Origin of the sequence: Micromonospora sp. NPDC005686 (assembly GCF_042871665.1) — a bacterium.
Lineage (GTDB): Bacteria > Actinomycetota > Actinomycetes > Mycobacteriales > Micromonosporaceae > Micromonospora.
This window is the reverse complement of the sequence record NZ_JBIAIY010000002.1, coordinates 596,611-613,882: the sequence shown is the minus strand read 5'-3', so window position 1 is coordinate 613,882 and position 17,272 is coordinate 596,611. Positions and strand designations below refer to the sequence as shown.

The 17,272-nt window shown below is 73.7% G+C and carries 16 protein-coding genes and 1 riboswitch; of the genes, 6 read left to right on the top strand and 10 right to left on the bottom strand.

Annotated features, from left to right (window positions below):
- The first annotated feature begins 356 nt into the window (after positions 1 to 356).
- A complete protein-coding gene (locus tag ACFYON_RS06835; protein WP_354870465.1) occupies positions 357 to 1,538 on the top strand; it encodes an ABC transporter substrate-binding protein in 1,182 nt (393 codons plus the stop codon).
- Between the two features lie 106 nt (positions 1,539 to 1,644).
- Here ACFYON_RS06835 and ACFYON_RS06830 read toward each other — a convergent pair whose 3' ends face one another.
- Complete coding sequence (locus ACFYON_RS06830; protein ID WP_387187755.1) at positions 1,645 to 2,472, bottom strand: ABC transporter permease; 828 nt, start codon at positions 2,470 to 2,472, stop codon at positions 1,645 to 1,647.
- A gap of 110 nt (positions 2,473 to 2,582) precedes the next feature.
- Positions 2,583 to 3,608, bottom strand: a complete 1,026-nt coding sequence (locus ACFYON_RS06825; RefSeq protein WP_354870462.1) for an ABC transporter substrate-binding protein — start codon at positions 3,606 to 3,608, stop codon at positions 2,583 to 2,585.
- A 302-nt stretch (positions 3,609 to 3,910) separates the two neighbouring features.
- On the opposite strand from ACFYON_RS06825, the gene ACFYON_RS06820 reads away from it, so the two are divergent.
- The 4 genes from ACFYON_RS06820 to ACFYON_RS06805 all read left to right on the top strand — a co-directional run bounded on the left by ACFYON_RS06820 (position 3,911) and on the right by ACFYON_RS06805 (position 8,779).
- The gene (locus tag ACFYON_RS06820; RefSeq protein WP_354870459.1) at positions 3,911 to 4,693 is read left to right on the top strand and encodes an ABC transporter ATP-binding protein; all 783 of its coding nucleotides are present in this window, start codon (positions 3,911 to 3,913) and stop codon (positions 4,691 to 4,693) included.
- A 2-nt stretch (positions 4,694 to 4,695) separates the two neighbouring features.
- Positions 4,696 to 5,646 carry an LLM class F420-dependent oxidoreductase gene (locus ACFYON_RS06815; protein WP_354870456.1) on the top strand — a complete coding sequence of 317 codons (951 nt, stop codon included), beginning with the start codon at positions 4,696 to 4,698 and terminating at the stop codon, positions 5,644 to 5,646.
- Positions 5,643 to 5,951 (top strand): cupin, encoded by a 309-nt coding sequence (locus ACFYON_RS06810; protein WP_073828925.1) that lies wholly within the window; start codon positions 5,643 to 5,645, stop codon positions 5,949 to 5,951. Before ACFYON_RS06815 ends, ACFYON_RS06810 begins: the two co-directional genes overlap by 4 nt.
- Before the next feature lie 74 nt (positions 5,952 to 6,025).
- Entirely contained in the window at positions 6,026 to 8,779 is a 2,754-nt protein-coding gene (locus ACFYON_RS06805; protein ID WP_354870453.1) for a hypothetical protein, read from the top strand.
- 47 nt (positions 8,780 to 8,826) lie between these two features.
- Here ACFYON_RS06805 and thiC read toward each other — a convergent pair whose 3' ends face one another.
- The 7 genes from thiC to thiE form a co-directional block, all read right to left on the bottom strand.
- A complete protein-coding gene (thiC, locus tag ACFYON_RS06800; RefSeq protein ID WP_354870450.1) occupies positions 8,827 to 10,410 on the bottom strand; it encodes a phosphomethylpyrimidine synthase ThiC in 1,584 nt (527 codons plus the stop codon).
- Positions 10,411 to 10,426: 16 nt separating this feature from the next.
- Entirely contained in the window at positions 10,427 to 11,215 is a 789-nt protein-coding gene (thiD, locus tag ACFYON_RS06795) for a bifunctional hydroxymethylpyrimidine kinase/phosphomethylpyrimidine kinase (RefSeq protein ID WP_354870447.1), read from the bottom strand.
- Entirely contained in the window at positions 11,212 to 11,838 is a 627-nt protein-coding gene (locus ACFYON_RS06790) for a thiamine phosphate synthase (RefSeq protein WP_354870793.1), read from the bottom strand. Before ACFYON_RS06790 ends, thiD begins: the two co-directional genes overlap by 4 nt.
- A 59-nt stretch (positions 11,839 to 11,897) precedes the next feature.
- On the bottom strand, positions 11,898 to 12,680 hold the full coding sequence (locus ACFYON_RS06785) for a thiazole synthase (protein WP_354870444.1): 783 nt from the start codon (positions 12,678 to 12,680) through the stop codon (positions 11,898 to 11,900).
- Positions 12,677 to 12,877 (bottom strand): sulfur carrier protein ThiS, encoded by a 201-nt coding sequence (gene thiS / locus ACFYON_RS06780; RefSeq protein WP_354870441.1) that lies wholly within the window; start codon positions 12,875 to 12,877, stop codon positions 12,677 to 12,679. Before thiS ends, ACFYON_RS06785 begins: the two co-directional genes overlap by 4 nt.
- Entirely contained in the window at positions 12,868 to 13,989 is a 1,122-nt protein-coding gene (gene thiO, locus ACFYON_RS06775) for a glycine oxidase ThiO (protein ID WP_357707301.1), read from the bottom strand. The genes thiS and thiO overlap by 10 nt, the downstream gene beginning before the upstream one ends.
- Positions 13,983 to 14,609, bottom strand: a complete 627-nt coding sequence (thiE, locus tag ACFYON_RS06770; protein ID WP_354870435.1) for a thiamine phosphate synthase — start codon at positions 14,607 to 14,609, stop codon at positions 13,983 to 13,985. The genes thiO and thiE overlap by 7 nt, the downstream gene beginning before the upstream one ends.
- Positions 14,604 to 14,715, bottom strand: a riboswitch (TPP riboswitch). Its footprint overlaps the gene before it by 6 nt.
- 117 nt (positions 14,716 to 14,832) lie before the next feature.
- On the opposite strand from thiE, the gene ACFYON_RS06765 reads away from it, so the two are divergent.
- Entirely contained in the window at positions 14,833 to 15,744 is a 912-nt protein-coding gene (locus ACFYON_RS06765) for a DUF559 domain-containing protein (protein WP_355095063.1), read from the top strand.
- Between the two features lie 556 nt (positions 15,745 to 16,300).
- Here the strand turns inward: ACFYON_RS06765 and ACFYON_RS06760 are convergent.
- Positions 16,301 to 17,263, bottom strand: a complete 963-nt coding sequence (locus ACFYON_RS06760) for an aldo/keto reductase (protein ID WP_354870429.1) — start codon at positions 17,261 to 17,263, stop codon at positions 16,301 to 16,303.
- Positions 17,264 to 17,272 lie beyond the last annotated feature (9 nt).

The following is a 17,272-nucleotide window of genomic DNA, read 5'->3' as shown; positions in this document are numbered from 1 at the left end:
TCAGACGAGATCGTTTTTGGGAAGCCGCAGTGGGGCAGGAAACGGTCGGGGGTGGCGCAACCCGGGACCCGATCACCTAATACCTTCTTTTCTCCAACCCCCTGAACAGGGGATGTCACTCCAGAGTGGTCGAGCGCTTCTGTGCAGTAATTGTCGGTTAATGTTCCGTGTCCCCAGCATGTGGGATAGCCGTCCCGAAACAGGACTCCGGGCCCCGGCTTGACCACAGGCCCCGGCATTGGCAAGGTTTTGCAGGCTTCGCGCACACCGTACGGCACACCAATCCCGTTCCTCCACTGAGGACGGACTAGCGGCGGTGATCGGGCGTCGGCCCGCGCCGCACCTGGAGGACTGAGTTGAGCCCCATCCGCTCCGCGAGCATCGCGGCGCTCGCATCGGCCGTGCTGGCCACCACGCTCACCGGCTGCGGGATCGGCGGGGATCCGCAGGACACCAGCCCCATCGTGATCGCCGCCGATCTGGAGCTCTCCGGCGCTTCGGCGCCCGTCGGCAAGGTCTACCAACGGGCTCTGGAACTGAAGGTCGAGCAGTTGAACGCCTCCGGCGCGCTGGGCGGCCGGAAGATCGATCTGAGGGTCAAGGACAACCGCTCGGACGCCGCGGAATCCTTGCGGAACATCAATGATTTCAGCGGTGACTCACGGGTGAGCGCCGTCATCATGGGCGGCTGCAACGAATGCGCCGTCGGTGCGGCCCGCACGATCGGTGAGAAGCGCATTCCGACGATCGCACTGGCGTCGTCGAGCGCCGTCACCGAGCCGGTGGCCGAGCGGCGATATGTCTTCAAGCTCGCCCCGAACGCCGCGGACAGCGCCGCCGCGCTCGCCGCCGAACTGGACCGGCGCAACGTCCGCAAGGTGGCGCTGCTGCACAGCGCCGAGGGCTACGGCCAGGAAGGGCTCACCGCCCTGCGCCGCGAGCTGAGCAAGACCAGCGTGAAGCTGGTCGGCAACCAGTCGGTGCGGTCCACCGACACTGAGGTCACCACGCAGATCAACGAGCTGATCGAGCGCAAGCCGCAGGCGCTGGTCCTGTGGACCACGCCGGAGCAGGCCACGCTCGCCGCCACCACCGCCCGGCAGAGCAAGTTCCGCGGGTCGCTGTTCTTCGACTCCTCGGCCGCCGGTGACCTCTTCCTGGGCCCGTCGGCCCGATCCACCGAGGAGGCGACGCTGATCTTCACCCAGACCATGGTGATCGACGACGTGATCGCCACCACCCCGGCCAAGGCCGCGCGGCGGCAGTGGTTCCAGGACTACACCGCCCGGTTCGGTGGCTACAACGGCTTCTCCTCGTTCGCCGCGGACGCGGTCCAGCTGATCGCCGACGCCGAGCAGCGGGCCGGCGGCGAGCCGGGCAAGGTCGACCGGGACGCGCTGCGCGACGTGCTGGAGACCTCCCAGCTCGACGGGCTGTCCGGACCGATCCGGATGACGCCGGACAACCACTCCGGGTTGATGCCGCAGGCGTTGACGACGCTCGTGGCCCGTGGTGGTCGCTGGCGGCTCGCGGGTTAGTCGCCGTGGGGGGCGTGGCCCCACCGCAACCGGCTCCGGGCGGACAGGCTTGATCCCCGCGCCGGTTGCGGTGGGGCCACGCCTGTCGTGGCCGGCCCCCGCGCTCTCAGCGGGCTGAGGTGGTGGCCCGGACCCAGGGCAGGGCCAGGCGCTCGACCAGGCTCAGCGCGGCGTATAGCACGATGCTCATCAGGGCCACCAGCACGATCGCCGCCCACGCGGTGGCGGTGTCGCCAACCCCGTTGTACTGCAGGATCTGGTAGCCCAGACCCGGGCGGTCGGAGTAGAACTCGCCGATCACCGCGCCGATCGCGGCCAGCGGCATGGCCACCTTGAGCCCGACGAAGATCTGCGGCAGCGCGGCCGGGAAACGCACCTTGCGGAACGACTGCCACCACGAGGCGTTCAGCGACCGGCCCAGCTCCGCCAGGTCCGCCGGGGTGGTGGTCAGCCCGGTGGCGGTGGAGAGCACGATCGGGAAGAAGCAGAGCAGGAACACCATGGTCAGAATGGGTTTCTGCCCCCAGCCGACGGCCACCACCAGCAGCGGCCCGAACGCGATCTTCGGGACCGCGTTCACCGCCACCAGCAGCGGCGCGAACATCCGCTCCACCCGGCTGGAGGCGGCCAGCGCCATCCCGATCAGCACGCCGGCTGCCGACGAGAGCAGGAAGCCGAACAGGGTCATCCAGGTGGTGATGCCCAACGCGGGCACCAGCACCTCGGTGGTCCCGAGCAGCGACTCCCCCACCGCCTGCGGGGGCGGCAGCGCCGCCGGGTGCACCAGGCTCAGCCCCGAGGTGACCAGCCACCAGGCGGCCACCGCGATCACCAGGCCGAGCGCCGGCAGCCCGACCGCGGCCGGGCGTACGGCGAACCCACGCCGGGCGGCGGCCGGGCGCGGTTGCGGCACCTCCGGCCGGGCCTCGGTCAACTGTGTCAACGTGTCCTCCTCTCTGCGCCGGTCGGTCGACCGGCACGCGAAGGGGGTGCGCCCCACCGGGGTGTCCGGCGGGTCGCACCCCGTTGGCCCGAGCGGGCCGGTCAGGCCTTCGGCGCGAGGTTGAAGTCGATGATCTGGTCCGGGGTGAGGTTCTGCTTGATGGCGCCCGCGCCCTGCAGGAGCGCGATGCTCTTGGCCACCCGGCCACTGTCGAGCGTGCCGATAGCGGTGCCGGAGTTGCTCGACCGGACGTACGCGGCCATCAGCTTCAGCTCGGCGGAGGCCGCGGCCGGGACGGCGGCGGGCACGTTCTTCTTCAGGATCTCGCCCGCCTCGTCCGGGTTGGCCAGGGAGTACTCCAGGCCCTTGAGCAGCGCGGCGGTGAACTTCTTCACCATCTCCGGCTTCTCCTTGGCGTTCTTGGTGGAGGTGACCAGCACGTTGCCGTAGAGGTCCTGCATCACGTTGCTGTACGGCAGCAGGACGGCCTTCTTCTTGGTGACCGTCTCGATGGTGGGCTGGCCGACGACGAACTGGCCGATGCCGTCCACCGATCCGGAACCCAGCATGCCGATCAGCGTCTGCGCCTCCCCGTTGACCCAGGTCACCTTGCTGGCGTCGATGCCGGCGAGCCGCGCGTACGTCGGGAAGAGGTTGCGCACGACGGAGGTCGGGGTGTCGGCGAGCTTCTTGCCCTCGAGGTCCTTGGGGGTGGCGATGTTCTTGCCCTCGACCGAGGCGATGGCGGCCATGGTGCGCTGCTGGATCGCCGCCACCGCGACGAAGCCCTGGGCCTGGCCGTTGGCGAGCTGGAGGATGGCGCCGGTCAGGTCGACCGGGGCGAAGTCCGCCTGCCCACCGGCGACCTGAACCACCCCACCCGTGCCCTGGCCGGGCTTGATGTCGACGTCGAACCCGGCCTCCTTGAAGAAGCCCTTGTCCTTCGCCACCCAGGCGTAGGAGTCACGGCCGAAGTTGCCGAACGAGGTGAGGTACGTCACCTTCTCCAGCGCCGCGCCGTTGCCGCCGCCGCTCTCGGACTTGTCCGAGTCGCTGCTGCAGCCGCCCACCAGGGCGAGGGCGGTCGCCAGAGCCGCGGCGGCGACCGTACGGGTCAGCCTTCTCATCAGTGCACCATGTCCTTTCCGACCAGGACTTCTTCGCCGGTCGGGTCGTGGGTCCGACGGGGTCGGCAGCTGAGTTGGGCCGACTGGGCCGTCGTGAGGGGACTCTTCGCGCGCAACAGAGTACGAGAAGGCAGATGACCTCCCGCCGCCGTCCCGGTTTCGGAACGGAAACGAAGTTGCGTGACGGAAAGTGGACTGACGTCCACCCCGGACGGTGCTATAAGCACACCGCCCCGCTACGCTAGCCCGGCTCGCGTTCGAGACGACGTGGACGAGACGATGTGGAAGGGAGCCGGCGGGAGATGATTCGACTGTCCGGGGTGTCCCGCACCTTCGACGGCCGTTCGGGACGGGTGGAGGCGCTGCGCGGCATCGACCTCGACGTCGCCGAAGGTGAGTTCGTCGCCGTCCTCGGCCGGTCCGGCTGCGGCAAGTCCACGCTGCTGCGCATGATCGCCGGCCTATTGCCGGTCACCGACGGTGAGATCACCGTGGCCGGTAAGCCGATCACGAAACCCCGACGCGACGTGGCCATGCTGTTCCAGCGGCCGGCGCTGCTGCCCTGGCGCTCGGTGCTGGACAACGTGCTGCTGCCGGTGGAGATCTTCGGCTGGCGCCGCGCCGAGCACCGCGACCGGGCCCGCAATCTGCTGGAGATGGCCGGGCTGGGCGGCTTCGAGAAGCGCCTCCCGCACGAGCTGTCCGGCGGCATGCAGCAGCGCGTGTCGCTGTGCCGGTCGCTGATCGGCTCGCCCCGCGTGATGCTCATGGACGAGCCGTTCTCCGCCCTCGACGCGCTCACCCGGGAAGAACTCTCCGGCGAACTCCAGCGGGTGCACATGGAGACGAAGGCGACGATCGTCTTCGTCACCCACTCGATCGACGAGGCGGTGCTGCTCGCCGACCGGGTCGTCGTGCTCAGCCCGCGCCCCGGGCGCATCCGCGAGGTGGTCGAGGTGAACGTGCCCCGGCCCCGCACGCTGGGTCGCCACGAACACCTGGCCGACGTCGCGCGGATCAGCGCCGAACTGCACGAACTGCTGATGGAGCGGGACGCCCCGGGCGTACCCGTGGGAGGACGGTGACCATGCGGGTCTCGGTGTTCACCGAACCCCACCGCGGAGCGGACTACGACGACCAGCTCCGGTTCGCCCGGCTGGTCGAGGAGACCGGCTTCGAGGGCTTCTTCCGGGCCGACCACTACCGGGCCATGGGGGACGAGCCGGGGCTGCCCGGCCCCACCGACGCCTGGCTGACGCTCGCCGCGCTGGCCCGGGAGACCTCCCGGATCCGGCTCGGCACGCTTGTCACGTCCGCCACGTTCCGGCTCCCCGGGCCGCTCGCGGTCATGGTCGCCCAGGTCGACCGGATGAGCGGCGGCCGGGTCGAGCTGGGCATCGGCGCCGGCTGGTACGAGCGCGAGCACACCGCGTACGGCATCCCGTTCCCGCCCGTCGCCGAACGCTTCGACCGGCTCGCCGAGCAGCTGGAGATCGTCACCGGGCTGTGGCGCTCCCCGTCCGACGAGACGTACAGCTTCACCGGCGAGCACTACCGGCTGGCCGACGCCCCCGCGCTGCCCAAGCCGGTGCAGCAGCCCGGCCCGCCGGTGATCGTCGGCGGTCGGGGACCCAAGCGCACGCCCGAGCTGGCCGCCCGCTACGCCGACGAGTTCAACATGCCGTTCAAGAGCGTGGCCGAGACCGCCGCCGCGTACGAGCGGGTGCGGGAGGCATGCGACCGCGTCGGGCGGGCCGATACCGGCCGCGCGCCGCTGACGCTCTCGGCCGGCATCGTGGTGGCGATCGGGCGCACCGACGCCGAGGCGCAGCGCCGGGCCGCGCCGCTGCACGTCACGAGCGCGCTGCCGCCGGAGGACCCGGTGGTCGGCTCCCCCGCCCAGCTCGTCGACCGGATCGGCGAGTTCGCCGCGATCGGGGCCACCCGGGTGCACCTGCGCCTGATCGACTTCGACGACCTCGACCACGTGGAGCTCATCGCCGCCGAGGTGCTCCCCCGACTGGACGGACCACGATGACCGAACTCTCCGCGGACCTCGAACTCGGGCCGGTGGGCCAGGAGATCGTGTACGAGAACGACCGGGTACGTGTCTGGCACATCCGGCTGGAGCCGGGTGAGCGGCAGCCGCTGCACCGCCACGACCACCCGTACCTGGTGGTGGCGATCCAGGGCGCGAAGAACGTGGTGCAGACGATCGACGGCGCCACCATCGACGCCGACGAGCCGACCGGCGGCGTGGTCTACCGGGATCCGGGCGCGGTGCACATGCTCACGAATGTCGGCGACACCACATACCTCGCGCGCCTGGTCGAGCTGAAGTAGCCACGCCGGCGGGTTCGCCGCGCCGCGCGGCGGCAAGGTGGCGATCGGGGTCACCGGGCCGTAACGTGCCGGACATGGCCTTTCGGACGTGGGGCAGGCTGCTGCTCACGGCGCTCGGCGTGAGCGTACTGGCCGGGGCCGGCCAGTTGGGCATCGCGTACGGCTTCGGAGTCGTACGCCTCGACGGCGCGTTCGTCGACGTCTCGGCAAACCGGTGGCCCGCCCAGCTCGTCTGGGTGGGCTGGTTCGCCGCTGTCGCCACGGTCGCCGGAGCCGTCCTCACCGAGCGCATCGCCCGCCGCGACGACGGTCCCGCCGGCACCACCGAACTGCTCTCCGTCGCCGGTGTCGGCGCGCTGGGCGCGATGGTGGTCGCCCCGCTGTGCATGCAGCCGGCCCGCGCGGCCGAGCTGGGCGGCTCCGTCGACCCGGCCTGGGCCGCCGGCATCTGCGCCGCACTCGGCGCGGTGGTCGGGGCGGGCGCCGCGATCGCCGTGCTGCTCAAGCCGCCGTTCGGCTGGGGGGTGGCGATCACCGCCGGGATCGTCTGGCTGCTGGCGCTGCTCTCCGTCGCGCCCACGATCGTCTCCAGCCGCCCGCTGGCCACGGTACGGCTCGGCGTGCTCGAACCCTCCTGGCTGGATGCGGCGGCGGCCCAACGCCTGTCCATGCTGCTGCTGCCCGTGCTCGCCCTGCTCGCCGGCGGGGCGGTCGGCGTGCTCGCCCGCCGGGCCGGGTGGCCGCCGCTGGTCGGTGGCGCGGCCGGGGCAGCCGGCCCGGTGCTCGTCGCGTTCGCCTACCTGACCGCCGGTCCCGGCTCGGCCACCGACCGCTACCAGGTCGCGCCCTACTACGGCGCGCTGATCGCCGTGATCGCCGGCGCGCTCGGCTCGACCGCCACCACGATGCTGCCGCGACCGGTCACCGTCACCGGTGACCCCGATGCCGTCGAGGCCACCGACATCCTCGCGCCGCTGCCGCACTCGTCCACCCCGGTCGCGCCGGCCGCCCCGCCCACACCTCCGGTGACGAGCGGCGCCGCCGCGCCCGCGCACTGGAACTGGCCGGAGCCCGGCGGCTCGACCACGACGTCGGCGCCGGTCGGCGCCGATCTTCCCGCCGCCGACCGGCCCGCCGTCCCCGGTCTGCCCACCGCCGATCAGCCGGCGGGCGACCGTCCGGCCACCGTTGACAGGACGACCCACGGCCAGCCCATGCCGGGGCTGCTGCCCCCGGGGCGCCGGACCTCGGCCATCGACGTCCTCGCCGCGGGCCGCCCGATCCCGGGTTCGGGCGCGGGACCGGGCGCGGACAGCGGCACGGACACGGCCCACGCGGACAGCACCGCCGGCACGGCCGCCGGGAGGGGCGATGCCGGGCCGGCTCAGGAACCGACGGCGACCACGCCACGGGTGACCCGGCCCCGGCGTACCCGCGCCGGCCGGTCCACCGACGGGCCGGTGTCACCCGCCGACGCTTCCACCGCACCCCGCACCGCGGATGCCACCTCCCCGGGCACCACAGCCGGGGACGCGTCGCCGGCCACCGGCGGCACCACCGAGAGCCACGTCCCCGGCCCGCGGACGGACGGCGGTGACCTCGCCGGACCGGTCCCGGCCGACGCGGACGGCACCACCGCCGCCGTGCCACCGGCCGAGTCCACTGCCGGGACCGGTCGCTCCGCCCGTTCCCGGCGCGGCCGCACCCCGAAGGCCGGGCCACGCGCCGCCGGCCCGGCCGCACCCGACACCGCCCCGGCCGACGCCGCCCCGGCCGACGCCACACCGACGACGCCGGCCGAGCAGACCGACGCCATGCCGACGACGCCGAGCCGCCCCGCCGGCACCACGCCGAGCAACCCGGCCGGCACCACGCCGAGCAACCCGGCCGCCGCCAGGCCGGACGTGCCGGGCGGACGGACCGAAGCCGCGCCCACGGCCACCAGCGCGCGGTCCGGCTCGACCGCGGTCCCGCCGACGGTGACCGGCGGGCCGGGCCGCCCGGCCCCGGACGCCGCGAACACCGCCCCGATCCCACCGGCCGCGGACCCGGCCCGGGGCGACGCGAGCGCGGCCTCGACGCCGGGCCGCGTGAACTCCGGCACTCCCGACGGTTCCCTCGGCGGCCCGGCGCCCCGCACCGGCTCCCCAGCCGGCGAGGACGCATCGGCCGGGCGTACCCGGAGCAGTTTCTTCTTCGACGACGACCCGGCGCCGGTCCCGTCGTCCCGGCCCCGGTTCCCGATGTTCGAGGAGGTCGCCGGCGCGCCCGGCGAGGTACGACCGGCCTGGCCGATCACCCGGGCGAGCCGCCCGCAGCGCGTCACCGCCGAACCGGACGCACCGACCCGGGACGGCGCGGAGGCGACCACCCCCGCCGAGCCGGCGCCGCGGCCCCGCCATCGGGGTCTGCCCGAGCCGGGCGCGAGCGCCGGCTGGGACGCGCTCGCCACGAACGCCCGTCCCGCCGGGCCGGTTTCCCGGCCGGAGGCGAAAGCCGCACTGCCGGTCGCCCGACCGGAGCCGGCGACCGCCGTACCGGCCGAGGCCGGTGCCGACACCGCGCTGCCCGAGGCGAGCGAGCCGGACTTGCGGCGCGGGCGGCACGCCGGCCCGGAGGACGTCGACGTGCCCGCCGGGAAGACGAAGACCCGGCGCGGCCTGTTCCGGCGTAACCGGCCCAAGGCCGACCCGGAGCCGGCCGACGGTACGGCCGAGCCGGATGCCGCCGCCGACGACGAGTACGTCGACTGGGTTGCCGGTCTCGCCTCGGACGACAACGCCGACGACTCCCGCTCGCTGCGTACCGGGCGGCACCACCGCGACTGAACGGCGGCCGGGGCGGGCCGGATCGTGACGGCCCGCCCCGGCCTCGCTCAGGCCAGCGGCAGGTAGACCCGTGAGCCGGAGGCGACGAACTCCTCCGACTTGCCGCGCATGCCCCGCGCGGCATAGTCCTTCAGCTCCTGCGTGATCTTCATGGAGCAGAACTTCGGCCCGCACATCGAGCAGAAGTGCGCGGTCTTCGCGGGCTCGGCGGGCAGCGTCGCGTCGTGGTACGCCCGCGCGGTCTCCGGGTCGAGCGCCAGGTTGAACTGGTCGGACCAGCGGAACTCGAACCGGGCCTTCGACAACGCGTCGTCCCACGCCTGCGCGCCGGGGTGCCCCTTGGCCAGGTCGGCCGCGTGCGCGGCGATCTTGTATGCGATCACGCCCGCCTTCACGTCGTCCCGGTCGGGCAGCCCGAGGTGCTCCTTCGGGGTGACGTAGCAGAGCATCGCGGTGCCGAACATCCCGATCATCGCCGCGCCGATCGCCGAGGTGATGTGGTCGTACGCGGGCGCGACGTCGGTGGTCAGCGGTCCGAGCGTGTAGAACGGCGCCTCGTGGCACCACTCCTGCTGGAGGTCCACGTTCTCCTTGATCTTGTGCATCGGCACGTGCCCGGGGCCCTCGATCATCACCTGCACGTCGTGCTCCCAGGCGACCTTCGTCAGCTCGCCGAGCGTGCGCAGCTCGGCGAACTGCGCCTCGTCGTTGGCGTCGGCGATGGACCCGGGGCGCAGGCCGTCACCGAGGGAGAACGTCACGTCGTACCGGGCCAGGATCTCGCACAGCTCGGCGAAGTTCGCGTAGAGGAAGTTCTCCTCGTGGTGCGCCAGGCACCAGGCCGCCATGATCGAGCCGCCCCGGGAGACGATCCCGGTGACCCGGTCCACGGCCAGCGGCACGTACGGCAGCAGCACGCCCGCGTGCACGGTCATGTAGTCGACGCCCTGTTCCGCCTGCTCGATGACCGTCTCGCGGAACACCTCCCAGCTCAGCTTCACCGGGTCACCGCCGACCTTCTCCAGCGCCTGGTAGATCGGCACCGTGCCGATCGGCACCGGCGCGTTCCGCACGATCGCCTCGCGCGTGGCGTGGATGCGCTTGCCGGTGGACAGGTCCATCACGGTGTCCGCGCCCCACCGGGTCGCCCAGGTCAGCTTCTCCACCTCCTCGGCCACCGACGAGGTGACCGCCGAGGTGCCGATGTTGGCGTTCACCTTCACCAGGAACGCCTTGCCGATGATGGCCGGCTCGCACTCCGGGTGGTTGACGTTCAGCGGCAGTACCGCCCGACCGGCCGCGATCTCGTCCCGGACGAACTCCGGTGACACCGACTCACGGATCGCCACGAACTCCATCTCCGGCGTGACGATCCCGGCCCGCGCGTGGGCGAGCTGAGTCGGACGGGTCCCCGCCAGCGGCGTGCCGGCGCCGCGTACCGGGGCGACGTCGCCGCGCTCGGCGATCCACGGCCCGCGCAGCGCGGGCAGCCCCACCTCCGGGTCGGAGCCGGGACCGGAGGTGTCGTAGAGCCGTACCGGCGGGTTGTCCCCGGTCAGCGTCACCTCGGCGAACGGCACCCGGATGTCGGGGCGTGACCCTTCCACGTACACCTTGCGACGTGCCTGCATGACAGCCTCCTGTCGCTCATGCGGACCAGCCGAAGTGGTCGAGCGGCCCGCGGCCCGCGCCCAGCTCCCAGCCCTGCGCGCCGGTCAGCGCGCGGGTGACGTACTCCTTGGCGGCCTCCACAGCGACCGGCACCGCGTCGCCCGCGGCGAGCCGGACCGCGACGGCGGCCGAGAACGAACAGCCGGTGCCGTGGTTGTGCCGGGTGTCCACCCGGGGCGCGCGCAGCAGGCGCGTGGTTCCGCCGCCCGCGAGCACGTCCACCGACTCGCCGTCGGCGTCCACGTCGCCGCCGGTCACCACGACGAACGCCGGTCCGCGCGCGGCGAGCGCCTCGGCCGCCGCGACCATCTCCGCCACGGTGCCCACCGGGCCTCCGGTGAGGGCAGCGGCCTCCGCGCAATTGGGTGTCGCCACCACCGCGTACGGCAGCAGCCGCTCGACCGCCTCCACCACGCCGAGCCGGTGCCCGCTGGTGGCGACCAGCACCGGATCGACGACCAGGTGCGGCAGGCGCCCGCCCCGGGCCGCCTCGGCCACCGCGTCGGCGACCGCCGGCGTGCCGAGCATCCCCGTCTTCACGGCACGCACGTCGAAGTCGCCGAGCACGCTGTCCATCTGGTCGCGCACCGTCTGCGGGGGCAGCGGCAGGACGGCGTCCACACCCCGGGTGCTCTGCGCGGTGACGGCGGTGAGCACGCTGGTGCCGTACGCGCCGAGCGCGGCGAACGTCTTGAGGTCGGCCTGGATGCCTGCTCCCGCGCCGGAGTCGGAGCCGGCGATGGTGAGGACTGTTCTCGGCGTCACTTGTCTTCTCCGGTGGTTGCGGTGACCGCCTCCTGGAAGGCTCTGCCCAGCGTGGTGGCGGTTTCGGCGGGGTCCTGGGCGCGCATGATCGCGCCCAGCACTGCTACTCCTGTGGCGCCTGCCTCGACGACTGCGGTGACCTGCGCCGGGGTTTCGATGCCGCCGAGGGCGAGCACCGGGACCGGGCTCGCCGCGATCAGCTCGTGTAGTCCATCGGGTTGCAGCGCCGGGCCGTAGCCGGGTTTCGTGCGGGTCTCGTAGACCGGCGACAGCGTCGCGTAGTGCTCGGTGGTGAGCCGGGCCAGCTCGGCGGTGTCGTGGCAGGATCGGCCGACCAGTCCGACGACGGGCGGCGGGTACGGGCCGGCGGCGGGCAGGTGCACCGCGTCCCCGTCGAGTGGATCGGGTCCGGCGACGATCAGCGTGCCGCCCGCCTCGGCGAGGATCGCGCGCAGGTCGACCGCGAGCGCGAGGCGTTCGGCGCGGGGCAGGTCCTTCTCCCGCAGCACCACCCACCGCACTCCCCCGCCCACCGCGTGCGCCACCACATCGACGAGCGCCCCCCGGGCCACCCTTCGATCGGTAAGCAGCACGACCCCGGTCGGGCCGGTGTAGTTCTTGATATCTGGCCGCCCCTTGGAGTGCGCCCCCGTACCAAGATCGTCCAAAGCTCGGGCGGCGGTCACAGGTCGGGCCGTCCGTCGTCGGGGGTGGAGGCCAGCGCGTGGAAGCGGCGGGCGATCCGGCCCGCGCCGTACGCGAGGCGGCCGGCCTCGACCGCGTAGCGCATCGCCGTGGCCATCGCCACCGGGTCGGCGGCCCGGGTCACGGCGCTGGCCAGCAGCACCGCGTCGCAGCCCAACTCCATCGCCAGCGCCGCGTCGGAGGCGGTGCCGATGCCCGCGTCGAGCACCACCGGCACGTCGACCGACTGCCGGATCAGCCGGATGTGGTGCGGGTTGCCGATGCCCAGCCCGGAACCGATCGGCGAGCCGGCCGGCATCACCGCCGCGCATCCCACGTCGGCGAGCCGCCGCGCCAGCACCGGATCGTCCGAGGTGTACGGCAGCACCGTGAACCCGTCCGCCACCAACTCCTCGGCGGCGCGCAGCAGCTCCACCCCGTCGGGCAGGAGCGTGCGCTCGTCGCCGATCACCTCAAGTTTCACCCAGTCGGTGTCGAACGCCTCCCGGGCCAGGTGCGCCGTCTTCACCGCCTCCACGGCGGTCCGGCAGCCGGCCGTGTTCGGCAGCAGCCGTACGCCGCACCGCTCCACCAGGTCGAGCAGCCCGCCCGACCCGCCGGGCGTGGTGTCCACCCGGCGCAGCGCCAGCGTCACCAGCTCGGTGCCGGAGGCACGGATCGCCTGCTCCAGCACGTGCAGGTTGGCCGCGCCGCCGGTGCCGAGGACGAGCCGGGAGCCGAACGTGACCCCGCCGATCTCCAGCGTGGACATGCCGCTCACCCGCCCTGGGTGGCGCTGAGCACCTCGACCCGGTCGCCGTCGCGCAGCACGCTCGCCGACCAGCCGCCGCGCGGCACCACCTCGCCGTTCACCGCCACCGCGAGCCCGCGCTCCCGGTCGGTGACGGCGCGCACCACCTCGGCGACCGTGACACCGTCGGGCAGCGTGCGGCCGGTGCCGTTGACGATCAGTTCCACGTGCGCTCCTTCCCGAAGCGGTCCGGGGTGAAGGGGGCGAGCGCGGAATCCGGCTCGCCGGTGACGATCAGCTCGGTGACCAGGTCGGCGGTGACCGGGGTGAGCACGATGCCGTGCCGGTGGTGCCCGGTGGCCACGAGCACCCCCGGCCGTCCGGGCAGCGGCCCGATGATCGGCGCGTTGTCCGGCGTACCGGGGCGCAGCCCGGCGACGGCCTCCACCAGCTCGTACTCGACGAGTTCCGGCACCAGCTCCGCGGCGGCGCGCAGCAGCGTCAGCACCCCGCCGGCGGTGACCTCGGTGTCCGCGCGCTCCTCGACTGTCGCCCCGACCACCACCTCACCGCTGTCCCGGGGCACCAGGTAGACCGACTCGCTGTCCGCGTACCCCCGGATCACGTGCCGGAAGGCCGGCGGACCGCCACCGGGCGCGCGCAGCCGCAGCACCTGGCCCTTCACCGGGCGGACCGGCAGACCGGTCAGCGCCGCCGCGCCGCAACCGGCCGCGACCACGGTGACCCGGGCGTCCACCTCGGACAGCGCGCCGACGCGGGCCGGGCGCAGCTCCACCCCGGCCCGTCCGGCGGCCGTGCGCAGCGCCGCGACCAGCCGGCGCGGGTCGACCTGGTGGTCGCCGGGGGCCACCGCGCCACCGCGCACGCGCGGCGCCAGCGCCGGCTCGCGGTCGCGCAGCTCCGAGGGGCGCAGCGGCGTGATCGGCAGTCCCAGACCCCGTTGGTACGACCACAGCCGCCCCGCCTCGGCCAGGTCGTCGGCGGTGAGCCCGACGACGAGCGTGCCCTCGGTGCGGTAGCCGAGGTCGACGCCGCTCGCCTCGGCCAGCTCGGCGGCGAAACCGGGCCAGCGGGCGGCGGACCCGACGAGCAGGGCGGTCAGCTCGTGCTCACCGAAGTACGCCTCGGCGACCGGCGAGAGCATCCCGGCGGCCACCGACGAGGCGCCCGAACCGGGCCGGTCGTCGTGCACCACCACACGCAGTCCGCGCTGCGCGCACCGCCACGCGACGGCGAGTCCGACCGGCCCGGCGCCCACCACCGCCACGTCGGGCCCTCTGTCAACGCCTCCGGTAGCGGAAGGGCCCTCTCTCACCACGTCAGCGCCCGCATCAACTCGGCCGCGGCGTGTGCGGGATCGGCGGCCGTGCTGAGCGCGCCGACCACCGCCACCCCGTACGCCCCGGCCGCCCGCAGTGCCGGCACACCCGCGGCGGTCACCCCACCGATCGCGATGATCGGCACGCCCACCGCCTCGGCGACCGCGCGTACCCCCTCGGGGCCGATCGGATCCGGCAGGCCGGACTTGGTCGTGGTGACGTGACACGGGCCCACGCCCAGGTAGCTCGCGCCCGCGTCCACCGCCGCGCGGGCGCCCACCGGCTCCCGGGCGGTCGCGCCCAGCACGGCGTCCGGGCCGAGCACCCGGCGCGCGGCGGCCACGGGCAGGTCGTCCGCGCCGACGTGGCCACCGGCGGCGCCCACCGCCAGCGCCACGTGCAGCCGGTCGTTCACCAGGCACTGTGCCCCGTACGGCCGGCACTCCTGCGCCACCCGGCACGCCAGCTCGTACGCCTCCCGGTCGGTGGCGTCGTCCTCCACGCGCACCTGCACGACGAGTTCGGCGCCGGCCACCGGCAGGGCGGCACGCAGCACGGCGAGCGGGTCACGCCCCGGCCGGGTGTCGGTGACGAGATGCAGTCGTCCCAGGGACAGCACGGCAACGCTCCTCCCTGCGCCGGCATTACCCGGATCAGGTTCGACGGTCGGGGGCTCCCAGCCCCCCTCTCAGCCCGGTCCGCACCGGGCTCCCGTGGGTTACTTGCGGCCTACCGTACGACGCCTCCCGCCCGTACGGAAGGCCGGGTGAGGTTTTTCCAGGAACCAGCCGTCCGCCGGATTGGGACAGCGGGTGACCGTCTCCTCACGACACGCTGCCCGGATGTCCGTTCCCGCCCGCGTTCCGCGCAACCTTGCGATCCTGCCGTTCCGGGGCGGCCGCGCCGTCTCCCAAGGGCTGCTCACCTGGACGATGCTGCGCGGGCCGACGTGGATCCGCCTGCTGCCGGACGTGTACGTGCACCGGGACGGACACCGCGCCGACGACCACCGGATGTGGTGCGAGGCGGTGGCGTTGCGCCTGCCTCCGGGTGGCGTGCTGGCGGGGCGCAGCGCCGCCTGGCTGTTCGGCGCGGACGTGCTCACCCGCGACGCGCCGGTCACCGTGCTGCTGCCGACTGCTGCTCGACTGCGACCGCACCCACGGTTGCGGTTGGTCCGGTCGCCGCTGCCGGAGCGGGACCGCACCCTCGTCGGCGGTCTGCCGGTCACCACCCCGCTGCGTACCGCGTTCGACCTGGGCCGACAGGGCTCACTCGCCGAGGCGTTGGTCGCCGTCGACGCGCTGCTGCGTCGCCGGGTCGTGAAGCTGCCCGCCCTGCGGGCCTACGCCGCCGACCGGCCGGGCTGGCCGGGCGCTCCGCTGCTGCGCGAGGTGCTGGCGCTGGCCGAGCCGTTGAGCGAGTCCCCGATGGAGACGCGACTGCGGCTGCTCCTCCTCGACGCCGGTCTCGGCCCGCTCACCGCCCAGCACGAGGTGCGCGCCGGCGGACGCTTCGTGGCCCGGGTGGACCTGGCCTGGCCGGCTCTCCGCCTCGCGGTCGAGTACGACGGCGACCACCACCGGGAGCGGGCAAACTTCCGGCGGGACGTGGCGCGCCTGAACGCGCTGCGCGCGGCCGGGTGGGTCGTACTCCGGTTCACCGCCGACGACGTGCTACGCCGACCCGACGCCACTGTCGCCCTGGTACGCCAGGCCCTGGCCGAACGTCGTGCCACCGCAGCAAACCACTGATCCGCGCCCTCGGCTCGCCGCCCTCCGCACCCTCCAGCTCGCCGCCCGCAGCCCGCAGCCCCGAGTCTCGCCCCGCCGCGCCCCCGGCCCGGCCACCGCCACCCGGTGTCTGGCCGGGCCGGGCCGGGCCGGCCGAGACACCACGGGCGTCAGGAGGCCGCCCGCAGACACCTATGGCGTTCCACCCGCGACTGAATCTGGCGACGAGTGGAACGCCATGAGTGTCTCAATGCCTCCTTGACACCCATACCGTTCCACCCATCGTGGGCGCTGCCTCTGAGTGGAACGCCATGGGTGCCTGCGCGCGCGGGCGGCCCCGGTGTGCGCACGCCCGCCGAGCCGGGGCAAGCCCCGACGCTCGCACGCCGACGAGCGGACGCACCTGCGACGCGCGGGCGGACCGAACACGGGTGGACCGAACGCGCGAGCGCACGCCCGACGCGCGAGCGGGCCCGACGCGCGAGCGGACCCAACGCGCGGGCGGACCGAACGCGCGGACGGGCCGAACGCGCGCGGGCCCGACGCGCAGGCGGGCGCGTCCGCGCGGGCAGGGACGTCAGAGGATGGCGTCCAGGGCGTCCAGGTCCTCGTCGGTGGGCTGCCACGTGCCGGCTTCGGCGTTCGCCCTCACCTGCTCGGGGGTGGTGGCACCGGCGATCACCGACGTCACCGCGGGACGCGCCGCCAGGCCACCGATGGCCACCTGGAGCATGCTGATCCCGCGCTCGGCCGCGTACGCCTCGATCGCCTCGATGACGTCCCAGCGCGCGGCGGCGAGCCGCTCGGCGTACCGGCCGCCACCGGCCAGGCGGCTGCCCGCCGGGGCCGCCTCGCCGCGCGTGTACTTGCCGGTGAGCAGCCCGTTGGCGAGCGGGAAGAACGGCAGCATGCCGAGGCCGAACCGCTCGCAGGCCGGGATCACCTCGTCCTCCACGCCGCGTTCCAGCAGCGAGTAGTGGTTCTGCGCGGAGATGAACCGGGTGCGCCCCTGCGACGACGCGGTCCAGTCGGCGTCGGCGATCTGCCAGCCGGCGAAGTTGGAGTTGCCCAGGTAGCGCACCTTCCCGGCGGTCACCAGGTCGTCCAGCGCGGCGAGCGTCTCGTCGATCGGGGTGCCCGGGTCGGGCTCGTGCATCTGGTACAGGTCGATGTGATCGGTGCCGAGCCGGCGCAACGACGCCTCGACCGCGCGGGCGATGTAGCGGCGGGCGCCCCGGGCGCCGTGGTCCGGCCCGTTCGCGCCGTTCATGGCCATGCCGAACTTGGTGGCCACCACCACGTCGTCGCGGCGGCCCTTGAGCGCCTGCCCGAGCAGTTCCTCGGAGGCGCCCTGCGGCTCGCCGTAGATGTCGGCGGTGTCGAAGAAGTTGATCCCGGCGTCGAGCGCCGCGTCCACCACCGCCCGGGTGCCGTCGAGATCGAGTTTGCGGCCGAAGTTGTTGCAGCCGATACCGACTACTGACACCACGAGCCCGGAGTCGCCCAGCCGGCGATAGGTCATCTCACTCACGAGATCCACTCTATGCCC